Raw genomic sequence first — 21,498 nt, forward strand, 5'->3', positions numbered from 1 at the left:
ACTCGATCACGCCGTCGCTGCGGTACTGCGCCAGGTCACCGGTGCGGTACAAACGTGCGCCGCTTTCGCCGAACGGGTCGGGGATGAAACGCAACGCGGTGAGGTCGCCACGATTCAGGTAACCCCGGGCCAGGCCGGCGCGACCCACGTACAGTTCACCGATGCAACCTTTTGGCACCGGGTTGAGGTCGCCGTCCAGCAGATACCACGACAGGTCGGCAATCGGCTCGCCAATCGGGCTGCTGGCGTCCTGCTCCAAGTCGGCTACGGACAGCGGACGGTAGGTCACGTGCACGGTGGTTTCGGTGATGCCGTACATGTTGATCAGTTGCGGCGCCGCATCGCCGAAGCGCTCGAACCATGGGCGCAGGGACTTGACGTCCAGCGCCTCGCCGCCGAACACCACGTAGCGCAAGGCATTGGCTCGGTCATCGGTGCAGGCTTCGTGCATCAGTTGCCTGAACGCCGATGGCGTCTGGTTGAGCACCGTCACCCCGGCGTCGCACAGCAGTTCATGGAACTGCTGCGGTGAGCGGCTGATGTCATACGGCACGATCAACAGCTCGCCACCGTGGAGCAGTGCGCCGAAAATTTCCCAGACCGAGAAGTCGAACGCGTAGGAATGGAACAGGCTCCAGACATCCTCCGCGCCGAAGTTGAACCAGGGCTCGGTGGCTTCGAACAGACGCAGCACGTTGTGGTGCGGCAGCAAGGTGCCTTTCGGATTACCGGTGGAGCCGGAGGTGTAGATCACGTAGGCGAGGTTCGCGGCGTCCATTGCTACGTGCGGATCGTTGTTGGTGAAAGCACTGACGTCGGCGTCCAACAGCAGCGTCTGCACGCCATCCGGCACCGGTAATTGATCGACTAGAGCCGCTTGGGTCAGCAGCAAGCGAATGCCGCTGTCCTGCATCATGTAGGCCAGGCGATCCTGGGGATACGTCGGGTCCAGCGGCACGTAGGCGCCGCCGGCCTTGAGGATCGCCAGCAGGCCCACCAGCATGTCGAAGCCCCGCTCGGCGGCCAATCCCACCAATACATCCGGGCCGACGCCGAGGGCGATCAACTGATGGGCGCGGCGGTTGGCCTGGGCGTTGAGTTCGCCGTAGGTCAGGGTTTGGGTGTTGAAACGCAACGCGACGGCGTCGGGACGCAAGCGCGCCTGTTCGGCGATGCGCTGATGCAGGCAGGCCTCGCCCGGGAAGCTGCGCGGGACCGGGTTCCATTGGGTGATGTGTTGCCGGTGCTCGGCGGCCGTCAGCAACGGCAATTCACCGATACGTTGGCCGGGATTGGCAACGATGCCATGCAACAGGTTCAGCCAGTGCTCGGCGAGGCGCTGCACGGTGCTGGCGTCGAACAGCTCAGTGGCGTAGCTCAGGGATGCGGCGAGTTCACCGAGGGTCTCGTGGGTGTCGAGGGTCAAGTCGAACTGGGCAGTGTGGGAGCTCCAGTCGAGGCTCTCGACCTGCAACCCCGGCAATTGCAAGGCCTGGGTTGCGCCGCTGCTCTGGTGGTTGAACATCACCTGGAACAGCGGGCTATGGCTCGCCTGCCGCTGGGGTGCCAGTGCCTGCACCAACTGCTCGAACGGCAGGTCTTGATGGGCCTGTGCGCCCAGCGAGGCCTGCTTGACCTGCGCCAGCAATTGCTCGAAAGGCAGGTCGCCGCGCACCTGGGCATTAAGCACTTGGGTGTTGACGAAAAAGCCGATCAGGCCTTCGGTTTCAGGGCGATTACGGTTGGCCACCGGTACGCCGACACGGATGTCCGATTGGCCGCTGTAGCGGTGCAACAAGGCCTGGAACGACGCCAGCAAGACCATGAACAGCGTCGAGGATTCGCGCTGGGCCAATTGCTTCAGGCCCTGGGTCAGCCCGGCGTCAACGGTCAGGTCCAGGCGTGCGCCGCGATGGCTCTGCACCGCCGGGCGCGGCCGGTCCGTTGGCAACGGCAGGACTTCGCCGCCGTCCCCCAGCCGTTCGGTCCAATAGGCCAGTTGCCGCTCCAGTTCGCCGGCCTCCATCCATTTGCGCTGCCAGATCGCATAATCGGCGTACTGGATCGGCAGAGGCGCCAGGCTCGGCGCTTGGCCGCTGCGGTGGGCGGCGTAGAGCTGGACCAGGTCATTGACCATGATCTGCGCCGACGCACCGTCGCAAATGATGTGGTGCTGGGTCAGCACCAGCACATGGTCGTCCGCGGCGAGTTGCAGCAGTTTGACCCGCAGCAGCGGGCCCTGTTGCAGGTCGAACAGTCTGGCGATTTCGTCATCAATCAGGGCTTTGAGCATGGCCTCATCCGCTGCTTGCGGCTCAATCGCCAGGCTCAAACTCGCCTGCACCACTTGTTGGGGCCCTTGCGGGCTGTCGATGAATACCGTGCGCAGCACGTCGTGACGGGCCAGCAAGGCGTCGAAACTGCGTTGCAACGCCGACAGGTCGAGGGCGCCGCGCAGGCGCAGCGCCGTGGGCACATGGTAGGCCGCGCTGTGGCGGTCCAGTTGCCAAAGGAACCACTGGCGTTCCTGGGCGTAGGACAGGTCGAGCGTCGCGAACTCGTCGCGCATCGCCGGGATCGGCAACGCCGCCAGGCTCATATTCTTGCTGTGCAGCTTGTGCAAGAACGCTTGCCGTTGGGCGAGCGGTAAACGGATAAATCGCTGAACCAGAGACAGGTTATCGAGCTGAGTCATTCAAAGGGTCTCCAGGTCTGCCAGGAAAGCATGCATCTCACTCAGGTCGTCGCTGGAGTGAGGGGTCAGGTGGGCCGCCAGTTGCGCGGCGTAGTCGGCCAGGGATGGGGTGCTGAACAGCAAGTCCAGGGGCACCGCGGCGCCTTGCTGCATTTGCAGGCGCGCCGTCGCTTGCGTCGCCAGCAGGGAATGCCCGCCCAGTTCAAAGAAGTTGTCGTCGCGCCCTACCCGCTCGAGCTTGAGCACGTCTTGCCAGATGGCGGCGATGCCCTGCTCCAGCGGGCCCTCGGGCGCCACGTAGGCGCGTAGCAGTTGCTGGGCGTCCGGCAGCGGCAAGGCCTTGCGGTCGAGCTTGCCGTTGGGGGTCAGCGGGAAGCGTTCGAGCAACAGCCAGTGCGCCGGCATCATGTAGTCGGGCAGCAAAGGCGCGAGCTGGGCCTTGAGGGCGTCGCGCAGGGCCGCCGGTTCCGCCGTTTCTGGATGCGCGGCGATCAGGTATGCCACCAACTGCAGGCCGCCCGGCCCTTGTTGCGGCACCACCACCGCTTCGCGGATCGACGCCTGGGCCAGCAGGCAGGCTTCGATTTCCCCCAGTTCGATGCGGAAACCGCGGATCTTCACCTGATGATCGACCCGGCCGATGTACTCGATCACGCCGTCGCCCCGCTGGCGCGCCAGGTCACCGGTGCGGTACAGCCGCGCGCCGTTGCCGAACGGGTCCGGCAGGAAGCGCTCGGCGGTGAGCGCCGCACGGTCGTGGTAACCCCGGGCCAGGCCGTCGCCGCCAATCAACAGTTCGCCGATGAGCCCGACCGGGTTCGGCGCGAAGTGATCGCCGACGATGTACAACGCGGTGTTGGCGATCGGCCGGCCGAGGTAGGGCAGGCGCTGCTCGGCGGTCAAGCGGTAGGCCGCCGACCAGATGGTGGTTTCGGTCGGGCCGTACAGGTTCCAGACTTCGCCGGCGACATCCAGCAACCGCTCCGCCAGGTCCTCGGCCAACGCCTCGCCACCGCACAGGCATTTGCACCCGGCCAGCAAGGCGGACGCCGGGTGGTCGAGCAGCATGCGCCAGGTCGATGGCGTGGCCTGGACCACGCTGACCTGTTGCTGGTCGATGGTCTTGAGCAGCGCTTCGGGGTCGTGGGCGCTCTGCTTGTCCACCAGCACCACGCAGGCACCGCTCAACAGCGCGCCATAGAGTTCCAGGCCGAAGATGTCGAACGAGAACGTGGTCAGTGACAGCACTCGATCACTGGCGGCGATACCCGGTTCGCGGACCATGCTGGCAACGAAATTCACCAGCGCCCCGTGCCGCACCATCACGCCTTTGGGTTTGCCAGTGGAGCCGGAGGTGTAGATGGCGTAGGCCAAGTGCTCCGCATCCAGGCGCGTCGCCGGCGCCTCGTCGGCATAACCGTCGAGCCAGTCCCCCTCCTGATCCAACACCAATGTCTTAACGCCAACCCCCGCCCCTGAGGGAGCGAGCCTGTGGGAGCAAAGCTTGCTCGCGATAGCGTCGGCACACCCACCATCACCATTGACTGAACCACCGCCATCGCGAGCAAGCTTTGCTCCCACGGGCTCGCTCCCACAGTTCAGCGGTAGCTGGTTGAGCTGCGAACGTTGGGTCAGCAGCAGTTCGATGCCGCTGTCTTCGATCATGTGCGCCAGCCGGTCGGCCGGGTATTGCGGGTCGAGCGGCACGTAGGCGCCACCGGCCTTGAGGATGGCCAGCAAGGCGACAATCATCTCCACGCCACGCTCCAGGGCGACGCCAACCAACTGATCGGGCCCGACGCCTTGCTCGATCAAGCGATGGGCCAGACGGTTGGCCCGGACGTTGAGTTCGGCGTAGCTTAGCGCCTGTTCAGCGAACACCAGCGCGGTGGCATCCGGCGTTCGGCGGGCCTGGGCCTCGAACAGCCGATGGACGCAATGCTCATCCGGATAAGCGGCGGCGGTGGCGTTCCAGCCTTGCACCTGCTGGTGGGTTTCACCGCTGTCGAGCAAGCTCAGTTCCCCCAGGGGTCGTTGCGTGCCGTCGGTCATTTGCAGCAGCAAGCGCCGCAGATGCACGCCGATCTGCTCGACCGAGGCCGGGGCGAAACTGGCGTACTGGTAGCTGAACTGCACCGCCAGCTCGGCACCAAGGCTGACCAGCAGGGTCAGCGGGTAGTGGGTCTGTTCCAGGTTATCCACGGCACCGAAACGCACGCCGTCAGGCGCACCGTGCTCCAGGGCTTCGGAAATCGGGTAGTTCTCGAACACCAGAATGTTGTCGAACAACGCTTCGCCGCCCAGCCCGGCCCAGCGCTGGATGTCGAACAACGCCGTGTGCTCGAACTCGCGCAAGGCCAGGTTCTGCGCCTGGACGCTGTGCAGCCAGTCGCCCAGCGTCTGTTCCGGACGCGGGCTGGCGATGACCGGCAAGGTGTTGATGAACAGGCCGATCTGGCCCTCGACGCCCACCAGGTCCGCCGGCCGCCCCGCCACCGTCGCGCCGAACGCCACGCTGGCTTTGCCGGTGTAGCGTTGCAAGAGCAACAGCCAGGCCGCTTGCACCAGGGTGTTGACGGTGACTTTGGATTGGCGGGCGAATTCGGCCAGGCGTTGGGTCTGCTGCGCATCCAGTTGCACAGGATGATGGCCGTACAGGTTAGCCGAGACGTCCTGCGCCGGGCGCGCAAACACCTGGGCCAGGCGCACCGGCTCATCCAGCGTGCGCAACTGTTGCGTCCAGAACCTTTCGCCGAGGCCCGCGTCCTGGCGTTGCAACCAGGCAATGTAATCGCGATAACGCCCAGCCGGGCGAGCGACCGCGTCGCCGCGGTAGTGCTGCAAGACTTCGCCGAGCAACTGCGCGCTGCTCCAGCCATCCATCAGGATGTGATGGTTGGTGTAGATCAGGTGATGCCGATCCGTGCCGATGCGCACCAGCACCAGGCGCATCAGCGGCGCCCGGGTCAGGTCCACGCCTTGAGCTCGCTCTTCATCGGCGAGGGTTTGCAAGGCACCCTCAATCTCCGTCCGCCCGTTCCAGTCGAGCACACGGAACGGCACCTCGACCTGACGCTGGACGATTTGCACCGGCTGCTCCAGGTCACCCTGCCAGAAGAACCCGGTGCGCAGGATGTCATGGGCATCGACCACCGCTTGCCAGGCGGCGCGGAAACGCTGCGGATCGACGCCTTCGACGTCGAGGCGCATCTGGTTGATGTAGTCGCCGCCGCCCTGCCCGAGCAAGGTGTGAAACAGCATGCCCTGCTGCATCGGCGACAACGGGTAGATGTCGTCGATGGCCTGAGGTGCCTGGACCAGGGTGTCCAGTTGCGCCTGGGTCAGCCGCGCCAGGGGGAAATCCGACGGCGTCACGCCACCGCTGTGACTGTCGCAGCAATGGGCGATGAGCGCAGTGAGCTCTTGCACGTAGTCATCGGCCAGGCGCTGGATGGTCGCGGTATTGAACAGCTCGCCGCTGAAGGTCCAGCTCAGGTCCAGCTCGCCGCCGAACACTTGGCCGTCAAGGGCCAGCGGGCTGCCCAGCGGACCTTGCAGGTTCACTTCCTCGCCGCCGCGCTCTGTGGTCGGGACGAACAAGGCATCGGCGGCCGCATCGAAACTGCCGTCGAACTGGCCGAGGTAGTTGAACGTCAGTTGCGGTTTCGGCAAGGCTTGCAGGGTTTGACGTGCGGCGTCATCGCCCAGGTGCGCCAAGGCCCCGAAGCCAACGCCCTTGTTGGGGATGGCCCGCAGTTGTTCCTTGATCTGCTTCAGCGAGGCGCCAAGGTCATCCGCTACCGGCGTCAATCGGGCCGGGAACAGGCTGGTGAACCAGCCGACGGTACGGCTCAGGTCAATGTCGGTGAACAGATCCTCACGGCCGTGGCCTTCGAGTTGCACCCACACACTGTCATCACCGGTCCAGCGCACCATCACCCGTGCCAGCGCCGTCAGCAGCAGGTCGTTGACCTGGGTGCGATAGGCCGCCGGTGCTTGCTGCAGCAATTGCCGGGTGAGGTTCTTGTCCAGAGCCGTGCGGATCGTCACGGCTTGCCCCTGTTGCTGCCCACCCTCGGGGTTGTCCCACGGCAAGCTCGCCGAGGCGCCCTGTAACTGCCGCTGCCAAAAGCCCAACTCGGCCTGCAAGGGTGCGCTGGCGGCATAGTCCTGCAACGCAGCGGTCCAGGCGTTGACCGCGCTGGTCTTGGCCGGCAATTGCACCGTCGCGTCGGTGAGGACCTGCCGATAAGCGCTTTGCAGGTCTTCGAACAGAATCCGCCAGGACACACCGTCCACCACCAGGTGATGGACGATCAGCAACAGCCGCTGGGTGCCATCGGCGAGGTTCGCCAGCAGTGCGCGGATCAGCGGCCCGCCCGCCAGTCGCAGGCTGCGCTGGGCCTGGTTGCCCAGCACTTCGAGTGCGGCGAGATCGGCGACATCGGCTTGCCAGAGCAGCGTGTCGGCGGCCTGCGCCTCGACATCGCGATAACGCGCGGTCCAGCGTTCGTCCTGCTCGATGAAGTCCAGGCGCAGGCTGTCGTGGTGCAGGACCAGCGCACCCAAGGCCCGCTCCAATGCCTGGGGATCGAGTGCCTGGGTCGGCTTGAGCATCACCGACTGGTTCCAGTGATGGCGGTCGGGGATCGGCTGGGTGAAGAACCATTGATGAATCGGCAGCAGTGCGGTTTCGCCGGTCGCGGGTTGCTGGTCGATCAATTGCAGTCGCGCGCCCGTCTGTGCCATGGCGGCCAGCGCCTCGATGGTCTGGTGCTGGAACAGATCCTTCGGCGTGAAGTGGATACCGACCAGCCGCGCGCGACTAACCACCTGGATCGAGACGATGGAATCGCCGCCCAGTTCGAAGAAGTTGTCCCGCAGGCCCACGCGTTCAAGCTTGAGCACGTCCTGCCAGATCGACACCAGTTGCTGCTCCAGCGCGCTGCGCGGGGCCACGTAGGATTGCTGCAATTGGCTGACGTCGGGCTTGGGCAGGTTCTTGCGGTCGAGCTTGCCGTTGGGGGTCAGCGGCAGGCGATCGAGCAGCAGCAGATAGGCCGGTACCATGTGCGCCGGCAATGTCGTCTTGAGTTGTTCGCGCAGGTGCTCGGCGAAATCCTTTTGCACGGCCTCATTGGCCACCACATAGGCGACCAGGCGCTTGCCGCTGCCAGCAGCACCTTCCTGCGCCACGACAACCGCTTCGCGCACGCCTTCAAGGGCTTGCAGGCTGGCTTCGACTTCCCCCAGCTCGATGCGGAAGCCACGGATCTTCACTTGATTGTCGATACGGTCCAGGTAATCAAAAATGCCATCGGCGCGTTGGCGCACCAGATCGCCGGTGCGGTAGAGCAACCCGCCGCCCGTGCTGAACGGGTCGGCGACAAAGCGCTCGGCCGTCAGGCCCGGACGGTTCAGGTAACCCCGCGCCAGGCCGGTGCCGCCCAGGTACAGCTCACCTGCCATGCCTTGGGGCAGCAGGTTCAAGTCGGCGTCGAGCACGTAGGCGCTGCGGTCACCGATGCGGCTGCCGATGGGCGCATAGGCGGCGCCACACGCCACGTCGCGGCCAGCCTTCCAGATCAGCGGGGTGACCACGGTTTCGGTCGGGCCGTAGCCGTTGATGATGAAGTCCGGATCGAGGGCGCGCTTGACCCGTTCGAAGCTGACATTGGGCACCGCATCGCCGCCGAAGCAGTAGATGCGCACCTTCGGCGGGTTGCCCTCGCGCTCGGCGTGCTCGGCCAGTTGTTGCAGGTACACCGGCGGGAATGCCGCCACCGTCACGCCGTGTTCGCGCATCGCGTTGTAGGTCTGTTCCGGGGTCCACAAGCTGTCATCGCGAATCAGCAGCGAGGCGCCGTGGGTCAGGCTGGTGAGCCAGCGCTCATGGGCACCGTCGAAGGCGAACGACATGAAATGGAATTCGCAATCGCTGTCACGCATCTCGTAGCGCTCGCCGATGGCCTGGCAGTGCATCGCCAGCGGACCGTGGGCCACGCTCACGCCTTTGGGGTTGCCGGTGGAGCCGGAGGTGTAGATCACGTAGGCGAGGTTCTGCGGATCGACGCTGACCGAAGGCGCATCCGCCGATTGCTGGCTCACGTCCAGGCGATCGAGTTCAAGCACCTGGTCGGCGCCTTCCAACGGCAACTGCGCCGATACCCGGGAGTCGGTGAGCAACAGCGCCAGCCCGGAATCCTCGATCAGGTACGCCAGGCGTTCCCGTGGGTAGCTGGTGTCCAGCGGCACATAGGCGCCGCCGGCCTTGAGCACCGCCAGCAGCGCGACGATCACCCCTTCGCTGCGCGGCAGGGCCACGCCAACGCGGGTTTCCGGCCCCACGCCCAATTCGATGAGCTTGTGGGCCAGGCGGTTGGCGCGACGGTCGATGTCGCCATAGCTGAAACGCTGGCCGTCGAAGATCACTGCCGTGGCGTGGGGCTTGTGCGCCGCCAGATCGGCAATGCGTTGATGTACGGGGATGTCGGTCGGGTACGGCTGCGGATGATTGGCGGCCTGTTGCCCGCTGTGCTCCTCGTCATTGGCCAGGGCGATCTCGCCGAGACGGCGCTCGGCGGATTCGGCAAACCGCTCCAGCAGGAGCAGCAACTGCGCACTCAAGCGCTCAATGGTTGCAACGCTGAAATGCGCCTGGTCGAAACTCATGTGCAGGGCCAGCGTCTCACCCAGGGTCACGCCCAGGGTCAGTGGGTAGTGAGTCTGATCCTGGTTGGCGACTTCGCCGAACACCACGCCTTGGGCGGTGCCGTGTTGCAACGCCGCGGAAATCGGGAAGTTTTCGAACACCAGCAGGCTGTCGAACAGCGCGCCCCCGCCCTGCCCGGCCCAGCGCTGGACGCTCGCCAGTGGCGTGTGCTCGAACTCACGCAGGCTCAGGTTCCGGGCCTGTACGGCGGCCAGCCAGGCCGCGACGGTCTGGTCCGGACGCGAGCCCGCGATCACCGGCAAGGTGTTGATGAACAGGCCGACCTGTTGCTCGATGCCAACCAGCTCTGCGGGCCGCCCGGCCACGGTGGTGCCAAACGCCACGCAGTCGCTGCCGGTATAGCGCTGCAACAGCAACAGCCACGCCGCTTGCACCAGGGTGTTGACGGTGACTTTCTGCTGACGGGCGAAGGCGTTGAGACGGCCCGTACCCGACGCATCCAGTTGGTAATGCCTGAGGGCGTGACCGCTTTCGCGGCGCACCTCGCCACCCGCCGCCGCAGCGTTCGCCAATACCGTCGGCTCCTGGAGATCGGCCAGCTGCGCCAGCCAGAACGCTTCGCTGAGGGCGGCGTCCTGGCGCTGCAACCACTGGATGTAATCGGCATAGCGGCTGACCGGCCGCGGCGGCTGTTGACCGGCATAGCGTTGCAGCACTTCACCGAGCATCTGCGCGCTGCTCCAGCCATCCATCAAAATATGGTGGTTAGTGAAGATCAGATGATGACGCTCATCGCTCAGTTGAATCAGCGTGACCCGCAGCAGCCCGGCCTGGGTCAGGTCGAAGCCCATGGCAAGATCAGCGGCAATGAAATCCTTGAGAGCCAGGGCGACGTTATGGCGTTCGCGCCAGTCGAGCACGGTGTAGGGCAGCGCCAGACGGCGGTGGATGGTCTGCAACTGTTGCTGCAACTCGCCCTGCCAGATGAAGCCGCTGCGCAGGATTTCGTGGGCATCCATTGTCGCCTGCCACGCCGCGCGGAAACGCTCGGGGTCCAGGCCATCGACATCCACGCACAACTGGTTGATGTAGGTCCCGGTGCCCTGCTCGTACAGGGTGTGAAACAGCATGCCTTGCTGCATTGGCGACAGTGGATAAATGTCTTCGATAGCGGCCGCCGGCACTGGGATCGCGTCCAACTGCGCCTGGGTGATGCGCGCCAGCGGGAAGTCCGACGGCGTGGTGCCCATGGCATCGGCCTGGCAGCAATGGCCAATCAGCGCTTCCAGCTCGCGGGTGTAGTCATCGGCCAGGCGGGCGATGGTCGCCTCGTTGAATTGCTCATGGCTGAACGTCCAACGCAAGTCGAGCTCGCCGTCATAGACCTGGCCTTCGACACCCAGCCAGTTGTCCAGGGGCGCATCAAGGCTCTGCTCGCGCCCGGCGCTTTCCCCCGCCGGGCTGAACAGCGCCCCCTCCCGGGCATCGAAACTGCCGTCGAACTGGCCGAGGTAATTGAAGGTGATGCACGGCAATGGCAAGGCCTTGAGACAGGCTTGCGCCGCCTCGTCGCCGAGGTAGCGCAGCACGCCGAAACCGATGCCCTTGTTCGGGATCGCCCGCAGTTGCTCCTTGATCTGCTTGATCGTGGCGGCCACGCCATCCGCCAGTGTGAGGCGCACAGGGAACAGGCTGGTAAACCAGCCGACCGTACGAGTGAGGTCGACGCCACTGAACAACTCTTCGCGGCCATGGCCTTCCAGTTGGATCAAGGTGTCGACGTGGCCGCTCCAGCGACAGATCACCCGCGCCAGGGCGGTTAGCAGCAGGTCGTTGACCTGAGTGCGATACGCCGCGGGCGCCTGTTGCAGCAGTTGCTGAGTGAGGGTTTTGTCGAGACGGCTGTGCAGCACTTTGGCGTAACGGCTTTGTCGGCTGCCTTGGGGGTTATCCCATGGCAGATCCACGACAGCGCCTTGCAGTTGTTGCTGCCAGAACGTCAGTTCGGCCTGAACGTTTTCGGTCGTGGCGTAGGCCTGCAAATGCTCACCCCAGGCTTTATAGGCGCTGGTCTTGGCCGGCAGCTTGACGGCGGCGCCGACGCTGGCCTGTTGATAAGCCCGTTGCAGATCTTCCAACAGGATGCGCCACGACACACCGTCCACGGCCAGGTGGTGCACGGCCAATAACAGACGCTGGCTGCCATCGGCCATGCTCGCCAGCACCGCACGCAGCAACGGGCCGTTGTGCAGGCCGAGGCTGCACTGGGCCTTGGCACAGAAGTCTTGCAGCTCAGCGGCGCTCAGGTTGTCCGCCGTCCACAACACCTCAGGATCGACCACCATCGGCGCCACCTCGGCCCGCCAGCCCGCCGGGGTTTCGACGAAGCGCGAACGCAAGGCATCGTGATGCGCCAACACGGCGTTGAGCGCCTGCAGCAGCGCGGGTGCCTGCAAGGGTAGATGGCTGCGCAACAAGACGGCCTGGTTCCAGTGGTGGCGCTGGGCAATCGCCTCCTCGAAAAACATCTGCTGGATGGGCAGCAACGGCTGTTCGCCGCTGACCGGTCCCTGATCGATCTGCAGCTCGCTGCCGCCTTGTTGCGCGACGCTCGCCAGGCCTTGCACGGTTTGATGCTGGAACAGGTCACGGGGGGTGAAATGGATCCCGGCCTGCCGCGAGCGGCTGACCACCTGGATCGAGATGATCGAGTCACCGCCCAGCTCGAAGAAGTTGTCGGTCAAGCCGACCTGTTCAAGCTTGAGCACGTCCTGCCAGATCGCCGCGATGCCTTGCTCCAGTTCGCTGCGGGGGGCGATATAGGCCTGTTGCAGTTGGCTGGCATCGGCTGAAGGCAGGGCCTTGCGGTCGAGCTTCCCGTTGGGACTCAGCGGCAATTGCCCAAGGAACAACCATTGGGTCGGGACCATGTAGTCTGGCACGCAGTCCTTGAGTTGCGCCTTGAGGGATTCCCGCGCAGCGCCCTGTTCATCCGCCGAGGCCGACACCAGCGTTGCATCCTTGGGCACCACGTAACCCACCAGTTGCAGGCTGCTGCCACCTTGCACCGCCAATACGACGGCGTCGCTGACCGCCTCCAGTTCCAGCAGGCGCGCTTCGATTTCGCCCAGTTCGATGCGCAAGCCGCGGATCTTCACTTGATGATCTACGCGACCCACGTATTCGATTTGGCCCAAGGCATTGAAGCGCGCCAAGTCGCCGGTGCGATACAGGCGCGCACCCGTGGTGGAAAACGGATCGGGAATGAAACGTTCAGCGGTCAAGGCCGGACGCTGGAAGTAACCACGCGCCAGCAACTCGCCGCCAATCAGTAGCTCGCCGGTTACCCCAACCGGCGAGGGCGCCAGATGCGCATCCAGCAGATAGGTATGCCGGCCAGGAAGCGGTTGACCAATGGGCAAGGTGAGCGGCAGCGGCCGACGATTGAAGACGTAATCGCTGCAATCCAGGGTGGTGGCCGTGACCGTGGCCTCGGTCGGACCGTAGGTGTTGAGCAACTTGACCTGCTCCAGCCCGGCCCGGCGCCAGGCCTGTACGCCTTCGGGCGGCATGGCTTCACCGCCACTGTGGACCTGGCGCAGCGCCGCATAGTCACGCGGACCGACAGCGGCAAATTCCTTGGCGATCATGTTCCAGTAGGCAGTGGTCAAGTCCATGACGGTGATGCCCTGCTCGACGATCTGGCGGTACAGGGTTTCGCTGTCCCACACCTCGTTGCCGCGCAACACCACCGAGGCGCCGCAGGTCAGCGGACCGAACAGCTGCTCGCCAAAAGCATCAAAGTTGAAGGTCGCGAATTGCAGCACACAATCAGCGCTGCTCAAGCCGTAATAGTGCTGCGAGGCGAACCCATGCTTGCTCAGCGCGCCGTGGCTGATACCGACGCCTTTCGGCCGCCCGGTCGAGCCGGAGGTGAACATGACGTAGGCCAGGCTGTCGGCCCACACCTTGCGTTGCAGGTTGCCTGGCTCGGCGCTTTCCCAGGACTCGGCCTGATCCAGGCACAGGCAACGCACGCCGTCGGGCACCGGCAGCCGTTCAAGCAAATGGCTTTGGCTCAAGAGCAAACGGCTGGCGCTGTCTTCGATCATGAAGCGCAGGCGATCGACCGGGTATTGGGGGTCCAGCGGCACGTAGGCACCACCGGCCTTGAGCACGGCGAGAATGGCCACCACCAGGTCCGGGCTCCGGTCGACGGCGATGCCCACCAGCACGTCCGGACCGACGCCCGCCGCCACCAACGTGCGCCCCAGGCAGTTGGAGCGGGCGTTGAGCTCGCCATAGCTCAATCGTTGTCCATCGCAGATCAAGGCGACGGCATCCGGGCTGCGTTCAGCTTGCACCTCGAACAGTTCATGCACCGGGCGATCACTCGGCCAGGTCGTGTCGTGACGCCCCCAATCCATGACTAACTGCCGATATTCGGCCGGCGCCAACAACGCAAGCTCGCCGACGCGCTGCTGCGGGTCGTTGACGATGTTGCGCAACAGCAGCGTCCAATGCCGCGCCATACGCTCGATGGTGTCGGGGTTGAACAAGTCACTGGCGTAGGTGAACGCCGCATGCAACTGTCCGCCCTTTTCGTAGGTGTCCAGGCTCAAGTCGAACTGGGTGCTGCGGCTTTCCCACTCGATGACGCCCAGCTCCAGACCGCTGCCGACTTTCAGCGTGGTGACGTCGGCCACTTCCGGCTGGTGGTTGTACATCACCTGGAACAACGGGTTGTAGCTGAGGCTGCGCTCAAGTTTCAGCGCCTCGACCAGCCGTTCGAAGGGCAGATCCTGGTGGGCCTGGGCGCCGAGGGCGGTTTCCTTGATGTCATGCAACAGGTCGCCGAGGCGCGTCCGGCCATCCAGTTGCACCCGCAATACCTGGGTGTTGACGAAGAAACCAATCAGCCCTTCGATTTCCCGGCGGTTGCGGTTGGCGATCGGGACGCCGACGCGCAAGTCGTCTTGCCCGGTGTAGCGGTGCAGCAGGATATTGAACGTCCCCAGCAGCAGCATGAACAACGTGACCCCATGCTGGCGGGCAACGCCGCGCAGTTGCTCGACCAGCGCGGCGTCCACCACCTGTTCCAGGCGACGACCGCGATAACTCGGCAGCACCGGGCGTGGATAATCGATAGGCAACTCCAGCACCGAATGTTCGTCGCCCAGTTGCGCTTGCCAGTAATCGAGTTGACGTTGCAGCTCGCCGGCTTCCAGCCAGCGGCGCTGCCACAGGGCATAGTCGCTGTACTGGATCGGCAAGTCGGCCAGTTGTGGTTCCACCCCCGCCTCATGGGCGTCATAGCAGCGAATGAATTCATCGATCAGCACGTTCATCGACCAGCCATCCGAGACGATGTGGTGCAAGGTCAGCAGCAGCACGTGCTCCTGGTCATCGAGCTTGAGCAGTTCGACCCGCAGCAACGGGCCGCTAGACAGGTCGAACGGCTGCAGCGATTGGGCTTCGGCGGCCTGGCGCACCGCCTGCTCGCGCTCGGCAACCGGCAAGGCGCTGAAGTCCTTGTGCCCGATCACCAGAGCGGCGCTTGAGGGCACTTGCAGGAGGCTGTCGTCGGCCTGGCGCTGGAACACCGTGCGCAGGGTTTCATGACGGGCCACCAGGCTGGCGAAGGCTTGCTCCAGCGCCGGCAGGCTCAACGCGCCCTTGAGCCGCACCGCCCCGGGCAGGTTGTAGGCGCCGCTGTCGGGCTCCAACTGCCAGAGAAACCACATGCGCTGCTGGGCATAGGACAACGCCTGGCGGTCCTCGGCCTCGACGCCCTGGGGAATGGGAAACCCGCTGAACTCCACGCCCTCCTTGGCCAACGCGGCCAGGAACATCCGGCGCTTTTCCAAGGGCAACCCGATAAACCGGCGAGCAAGTTTCAAGGCGTCTTCAGCATTCATTTCTGGGGTATCCGGAATCAGTGGGCACAAGGCACAAAGGCAAGTCGTCCCTATGAAACGAATGCAAACCGGAAAAATTAGCGCTTGAGAACAAGTGTCAGAAAGGAAGAAACCCGTGGCGAGGGAGCTTGCTCCCGCTCGGCTGCGCAGCAGTCGTAAACCGGCTGATGCGGTCTGTCTGGACTACTGCAAGTTTCTTTGGGGCGGCTTCGCCGCCCAGCGGGAGCAAGCTCCCTCGCCACAGAAGCGGGTCTTGAACGGGCTAGGCGCTGATGGCCAACCCATGCCGCCGATGATGCACGCTCAACTGATCCTTGATCAGCCGCAGCACCTTGGCCTCGTGCTCATGAATGAAGAAGTGCCCGCCCGCCAGCATGTCCACCGAGAAACTGCCCGTGGTTTCTCGGCGCCAGCCCATCAGTTGCTCCGTGGTGGCCTTGTCGGCCGTGCCGCCGAATACATGCACCGGGCAATTGAGCAGCGGCCGCTGCCGTGGCTGGAAACGACCGCACAGCAAAAAGTCGGCCCGCAGGATCGGCAGGGTCAGGTCCATCAGCTCTTCATTGGCCAGGATCTCCTCGCTCGTACCATTGAGGGTGCGCAGTTGCTCGATCAACTCAGCGTCGGTCTTCGCCTTGGCGAAACCGCGATCGTAGTCGGCGCGCAGCGTCGGCGCCGCAGTGCCGGAGGCAAACAGCGCCACCGGTTCCGGGCTGCCGAGTTCACGCAGGACATGGGCGATTTCACAGGCCAGCAGCGCGCCCAGGCTGTGACCGAACAAAGCGTACGGCGCCTTGAGCGAAGGGAGCAGCTCCCGCGCCAGTTGCATCGCCAACGGGCCCATGTCGGTGTGCAGCGGCTCGTCGAAACGCGCCCCGCGTCCCGGCAATTCCACCGGTTGCACGTGCAGCCATTGCGGCAACGTGCGCCGCCAGCGGCTATACACCATCGCGCTGGCGCCGGAATAAGGCAGGCACAGCAGGGTCAATTGGGTCACTGCGGTTTTCTCCGATCGGTCGTGTAGGGAAGATAACGAAATCGTAACCCATGGAATTAGTCAAAACCGTGACGTTCGCGACGAGATGCCTGTCCCTTGTGAGAGCGAGGCATGTGAGAGCGAGGCATGTGGGAGCAAGGCATGTGGGAGCAAGGCATGTGAGAGCCAGGCATGTGGGAGCAAGGCTTGCCCGCGATGAACGATAACGCGATTCATCTTCCCACACGACCTTATACTGGCGACATCTCGATCACTGCACAGGAGAACGCCATGGGCTGGTCCGCCAAGCAATACGTCGCCTTCGAACAGGAACGCACCCGTCCGTCCCGGGACCTGCTCGCCGCCATTCCTCCCGTGGAGGCGCGCACGGTGATCGACCTGGGATGCGGCCCGGGCAACTCCACCGAGTTGTTGGTGGAACATTTCAGCGGCGCCACGGTACGCGGCCTGGACAGTTCCAGCGACATGATCGACGCCGCACGCAAGCGCTTGCCCGCCGTAACATTCGATACGGCCGACATTGGCCAATGGGATGAACCCGGGCCGTTCGACGTGATCTTCGCCAACGCCGTGCTGCAATGGCTGCCCGACCACGCCACCCTGCTGCCCTCGCTGATGAGCAAACTCGCCCCCGGCGGCAGCCTGGCGATCCAGATGCCCGACAACCTGCACCAGCCCTCCCACCGCTTGATGCGGGAAATCGCCGCCAACGGGCCTTGGGCCAGCCAACTGGCCGCGGCGGCTGATTCGCGTACCGAGATGGCGGATGCCAGCGCCTACTATTCCATCCTCAAGCCCCACTGCAGCCGCGTCGATGTGTGGCGCACCACCTACCATCACCCCTTGGCCGGCGGTGCCGCAGGCGTGGTGGAATGGTTCAAGGGCAGCGCCTTGCGGCCATTTCTCGAGCCGCTGGACGAGGCGCAACGCGAGCAGTACCTGGCCCGCTACCTCAAGGCGATCGAACAGGCTTATCCAGCCCAGGACGATGGGACGGTGCTGCTGCCGTTTCCCCGGTTGTTCATGGTCGCGACGCGCTAGGGCGAGGGTCGATGACGCAGCGACGGAGCCTAAATTTCTGATCCGGGCCCTCGTTACCTGCTAAGACCAAAAACCCGCAAGAGTGACCGCCGTGGACCTGCACACCATCCTGGGCAAGCTGTTCGCCAATGCCGGCGCCGTTGGTATCGAAGGCGTCTTCCAATTCGTGTTCGGCCCGCACCAGGCGTACTGGTCCGAGGTCAAGGCCAGCAGCCGCACCGAGGCGGGCCGCCACACCAGCCCCGACGTGACCATCGAGGTGGCGGAGAAGGACTTCCTCGGGATCATGGCCGGCATGGCCAATGTCGAGGAACTGTTCGCCAGCGGTCGCCTGAAAATCGGCGGCAACATGGGCCTGGCGACGTTGCTGCCGCAGATCATCGACCATGCCCGGCATGGCGGTGGCGTGGTGGAAAAGGTCGACATGAACAAGCGCTACCCGACCCCGCCGCGCTTCAGCGAAAAACTCACCGCCAGCCTGCCGACCCAACGCAGCGTGGAACGGCGGCCGCGCAGCGGGCTGTCGGTGCAGGAATTCCGCGCACAGTACCTGCCCCACGGCATTCCGCTGGTCATCAGCGATGCCTTGCAGGACTGGCCGTTGTTCAAGCTCAGCCGCGAAGAATCCCTGGTGCATTTCGCCGAGCTGCAAGGCATTACCCGCCACGGCGACTACGTGAAGAAGACCTTCTCCACCGAGCGGGATTTTCGCGCCACGTCCATGGCCGACTTTATCGCTTCCCTCGACAGCCCGGCGGCCAAGGGCGCCGACGGTGAACCACCGGCCTACATGGGCAACAACATCCTGCCGGCGCAGTTGATGGAGCAGATCAAGTACCCGCCCTACTTCGACCCGTCGTTGTTCATCCCACCGCGTATCTGGATCGGCCCCAAGGGCACCCTGACGCCCCTGCATCGCGACGACACCGACAATCTGTTCGCCCAGGTCTGGGGCCAGAAAACCTTCACCCTCGCCGCGCCTCATCATCGCGAAGCCCTGGGCACCTGGTCCACGGCGCCCCAAGGCGGGCTGGACGGCTGCGATTTCAACCCGGACGCGCCGGACTACCAACGCTTCCCCCGGGCCCGTGACGTGACCTTCCTGCGCGTGACGCTGGAGGCTGGAGATTTGCTGTTTTTGCCGGAGGGCTGGTTTCATCAGGTGGAGTCGGTGTCTACGTCGTTGTCGGTGAATTTCTGGGTGAACTCGGGACGGGGGTGGTAACAGCGGCCCTGAAGCACGTTCTTTTTCTGGCAGACAGATTGTGGGAGCAAGGCTTGCCCGCGATGAAGACAATGCGGTCTTTCGGAAATCGAGTCGCCTGTTTCGCGAGCAAGCTTTGCTCCCACAGTCCCCTTACCACAGGTTTGTGTTTGGACCTGGAATATGAAGACCACCTCACCCAACTGAACTCCACCCACCTCAAACCAGTCAGCAGGTAAGGCCCTCAACTCAAGGTGCTAGACCATGCAGATATCCCTCGCCCGACAGGTCGCCCTGGTCACCGGCGCCAGCTCCGGCATTGGCGCAGGCGCGGCCAAGGCGTTGGCAGATGTGGGTGCCGCCGTGGTGCTCAACTACCATTCCAACGCGGAGCCGGCGCAAGAACTGGCCCGTGAAATCAACGCTAACGGCGGCCGCGCCATCGCCGTGGGGGCCGACGTGTCGAAGGAACAGGAGGTCGAGCACCTGTTCGCCCAAGCCCTCGATGCCTTTGGCACACTGGACATCCTGGTGGCCAATTCCGGTTTGCAAAAAGACGCCGCCGCCGTCGATATGAGCCTGGAAGACTGGAACACCGTGATCGGCACCAACCTCACCGGCCAGTTCCTTTGCGCCCGCGCCGCCCTGCGAATCTTCAATCGCCAGGGCATTCGCCAGGGCGTGTCCCGGGCCGCCGGCAAGATCATCCACATGAGCTCGGTGCACCAGCGCATTCCCTGGGCCGGCCACATCAATTACGCCGCGTCCAAGGGCGGTGTCGATTTGCTGATGCAGACCCTGGCCCAGGAAACCAGCCACCAGCGCATCCGCATCAACAGCATCGCCCCCGGCGCCATCCGCACGGCCATCAACCGCGAAGCCACCGAGGGCGAGCAGGAGCAGAAACTGCTGGAGCTGATTCCTTACGGCCGTGTTGGCGATGTCGAGGACGTCGCCAATGCGGTGGTCTGGCTGGCCTCGGACTGGTCCGATTATGTGGTGGGCACCACGTTGTTCATCGATGGCGGGATGAGCCTTTATCCGGGGTTTCGCGGCAATGGCTGACCATGACGAACCGCAGAGCCCCATCGAGAACCACGGCATCATTGGCGACATGCGCAGCGCCGCGCTGGTCAACGACCGGGGCAGTGTCGATTTTTTCTGCTGGCCGGAATTCGACAGCCCGTCGATCTTCTGTTCGCTGCTCGACACTCCGGAGGCGGGCATTTTCCAGCTCGCGCCTGACCTGCCGAACGCCCGTCGGCAACAGATCTACCTGCCCGACACCAACGTATTGCAAACCCGTTGGCTGAGCGACGGCGCTGTGGTGGAGATCACCGACCTGCTGCCCATCGGCGACAGCGAAGACGATTTGCCGGTGCTGATGCGCAAGGTCCACATGACCGTCGGCAGTGCGACGTTTCGCCTGCGCTGCGCGGTGCGGCATGACTACGCTCGGGCCGCGACGACTGCGAGCCAGGACGGCAGCCACATTTGCTTCAGCGCGCCGGGGCATCCAAGCCTGCGTTTATGCGGCGATCAACCCATGACGCTGAACGGCAACGCCGCGGTGGCCGAATTCACCCTGGAACAGGGCCAGCGCGCCGAATTCCTGCTGGGCGGCATCGACGACCCGTGCCTGCAGGACGATGCCAGCGCGATGTGCCTGGAGCGGACCCTGGCGTTCTGGCGCGGCTGGATCGGCCAATCCAATTATCGCGGGCGCTGGCGAGAAGTGGTCAACCGCTCGGCCCTGGCGCTGAAGCTGCTGACCTCGCGCAAACACGGCGCCATCCTCGCCGCCGCCACCTTCGGCCTGCCGGAAACTCGCGGCGGCGAGCGCAACTGGGATTACCGCTACACCTGGATCCGCGATGCGTCGTTCACGGTCTACGCGTTCATGCGCCTGGGTTTCGTCGAAGAAGCCAACGCCTACATGCGCTGGCTGCGGGGCCGGGTCAGCGATTGCTGCGACCAGCCGACCAAACTCAACATCCTCTACGGACTGGATGGCAGGCAGGAACTGCCGGAAACCGAGCTGCCGCACCTGAGCGGCTTTGGAAACGCGCGACCGGTGCGCATCGGCAATCTCGCCTACCAGCAAGTGCAGTTGGATATTTTCGGCGAACTGATGGACGCCGTGTACCTGGTCAACAAATACGGCGAAGCCATCTCCCATCAAGGTTGGAAACACACCGTCGAGGTGATCGACCAGGTATGCACTGTCTGGCAGGACAAGGACGTGGGCATCTGGGAAATGCGCGGCGACAAACAGCATTTCCTGCATTCGCGGCTGATGTGCTGGGTCGCCGTGGATCGCGCCATTCGCCTGGCCGAAAAACGCTCCCTGCCCGCCCCATTCGCCCGCTGGGACGAGACGCGCCAGGCCATCTACCAGGACATCTGGACAAACTTCTGGAACGACGAACACCAGCACTTCATCCAACGCCTGGGCAGCACCGCCCTGGACGGTTCAATGCTGTTGATGCCTTTGGTGCGTTTCGTCAGCGCCCGCGACCCGCGCTGGCTGTCGACACTCGATGCCATCGAAAAAAGCCTGGTGCGCGACGGCATGGTCTACCGCTACCGCAACGACGACAGCCCCATCGATGGTCTCAGCGGCACCGAAGGCTCCTTCGCCGCCTGCTCGTTCTGGTACGTCGAATGCCTGGCCCGCGCCGGCCGCGTGGAAAAAGCCCAGCTGGAATTCGAACAACTGCTGCGCTACGCCAACCCGCTGGGGTTGTACGCCGAAGAGTTCGACAGCCACGGCTACCACCTGGGCAATACTCCCCAGGCCCTGACCCACCTGGCGCTGATCAGTGCGGCGAGCTTCCTGGACCGCAAGTTGAGTGGCGAGAAAAATCATTGGCAGCCGTGAGCTGAGTTGCCCTCCAGCCTGAACGCGGCCCCTGTGGCGAGGGAGCTTGCTCCCGCTGGGTTGCGAAGCGACCCCAAGATTTTGCGCCT

The 21,498-nt window shown here is 64.3% G+C and carries 7 protein-coding genes; 4 read left to right on the forward strand and 3 right to left on the reverse strand.

Annotated elements, in window-relative coordinates; translation table 11 throughout:
- From J3361_RS24450 to J3361_RS24460, 3 genes are all read right to left on the reverse strand, one after another.
- A partial coding sequence (locus J3361_RS24450; RefSeq protein ID WP_207966697.1) for an amino acid adenylation domain-containing protein occupies positions 1–2,695 on the reverse strand: 2,695 nt, incomplete at its 3' end.
- Positions 2,696–15,286 carry a non-ribosomal peptide synthase/polyketide synthase gene (locus J3361_RS24455; protein WP_207966698.1) on the reverse strand — a complete coding sequence of 4,197 codons (12,591 nt, stop codon included), beginning with the start codon at positions 15,284–15,286 and terminating at the stop codon, positions 2,696–2,698.
- Between the two features lie 262 nt (positions 15,287–15,548).
- Positions 15,549–16,283: an alpha/beta fold hydrolase gene (locus tag J3361_RS24460; RefSeq protein ID WP_207966699.1), complete on the reverse strand. Its 735-nt coding sequence runs from the start codon at positions 16,281–16,283 to the stop codon at positions 15,549–15,551.
- Positions 16,284–16,553: 270 nt separating this feature from the next.
- On the opposite strand from J3361_RS24460, the gene tam reads away from it, so the two are divergent.
- The 4 genes from tam to J3361_RS24480 all read left to right on the forward strand — a co-directional run bounded on the left by tam (position 16,554) and on the right by J3361_RS24480 (position 21,409).
- Positions 16,554–17,324, forward strand: coding sequence for a trans-aconitate 2-methyltransferase (gene tam, locus J3361_RS24465; protein WP_207966700.1), 771 nt, complete (start codon positions 16,554–16,556; stop codon positions 17,322–17,324).
- 91 nt (positions 17,325–17,415) lie between these two features.
- The gene (locus J3361_RS24470; protein WP_207966701.1) at positions 17,416–18,549 is read left to right on the forward strand and encodes a cupin-like domain-containing protein; all 1,134 of its coding nucleotides are present in this window, start codon (positions 17,416–17,418) and stop codon (positions 18,547–18,549) included.
- A gap of 243 nt (positions 18,550–18,792) precedes the next feature.
- Complete coding sequence (locus J3361_RS24475) at positions 18,793–19,593, forward strand: SDR family oxidoreductase (RefSeq protein WP_207966702.1); 801 nt, start codon at positions 18,793–18,795, stop codon at positions 19,591–19,593.
- The gene (locus J3361_RS24480; RefSeq protein WP_207966703.1) at positions 19,586–21,409 is read left to right on the forward strand and encodes a glycoside hydrolase family 15 protein; all 1,824 of its coding nucleotides are present in this window, start codon (positions 19,586–19,588) and stop codon (positions 21,407–21,409) included. The genes J3361_RS24475 and J3361_RS24480 overlap by 8 nt, the downstream gene beginning before the upstream one ends.
- Positions 21,410–21,498 lie beyond the last annotated feature (89 nt).

The organism is Pseudomonas sp. OA65 (assembly GCF_017498305.1).
GTDB classification, from domain to species: Bacteria; Pseudomonadota; Gammaproteobacteria; order Pseudomonadales; family Pseudomonadaceae; genus Aquipseudomonas; species Aquipseudomonas zanjanensis.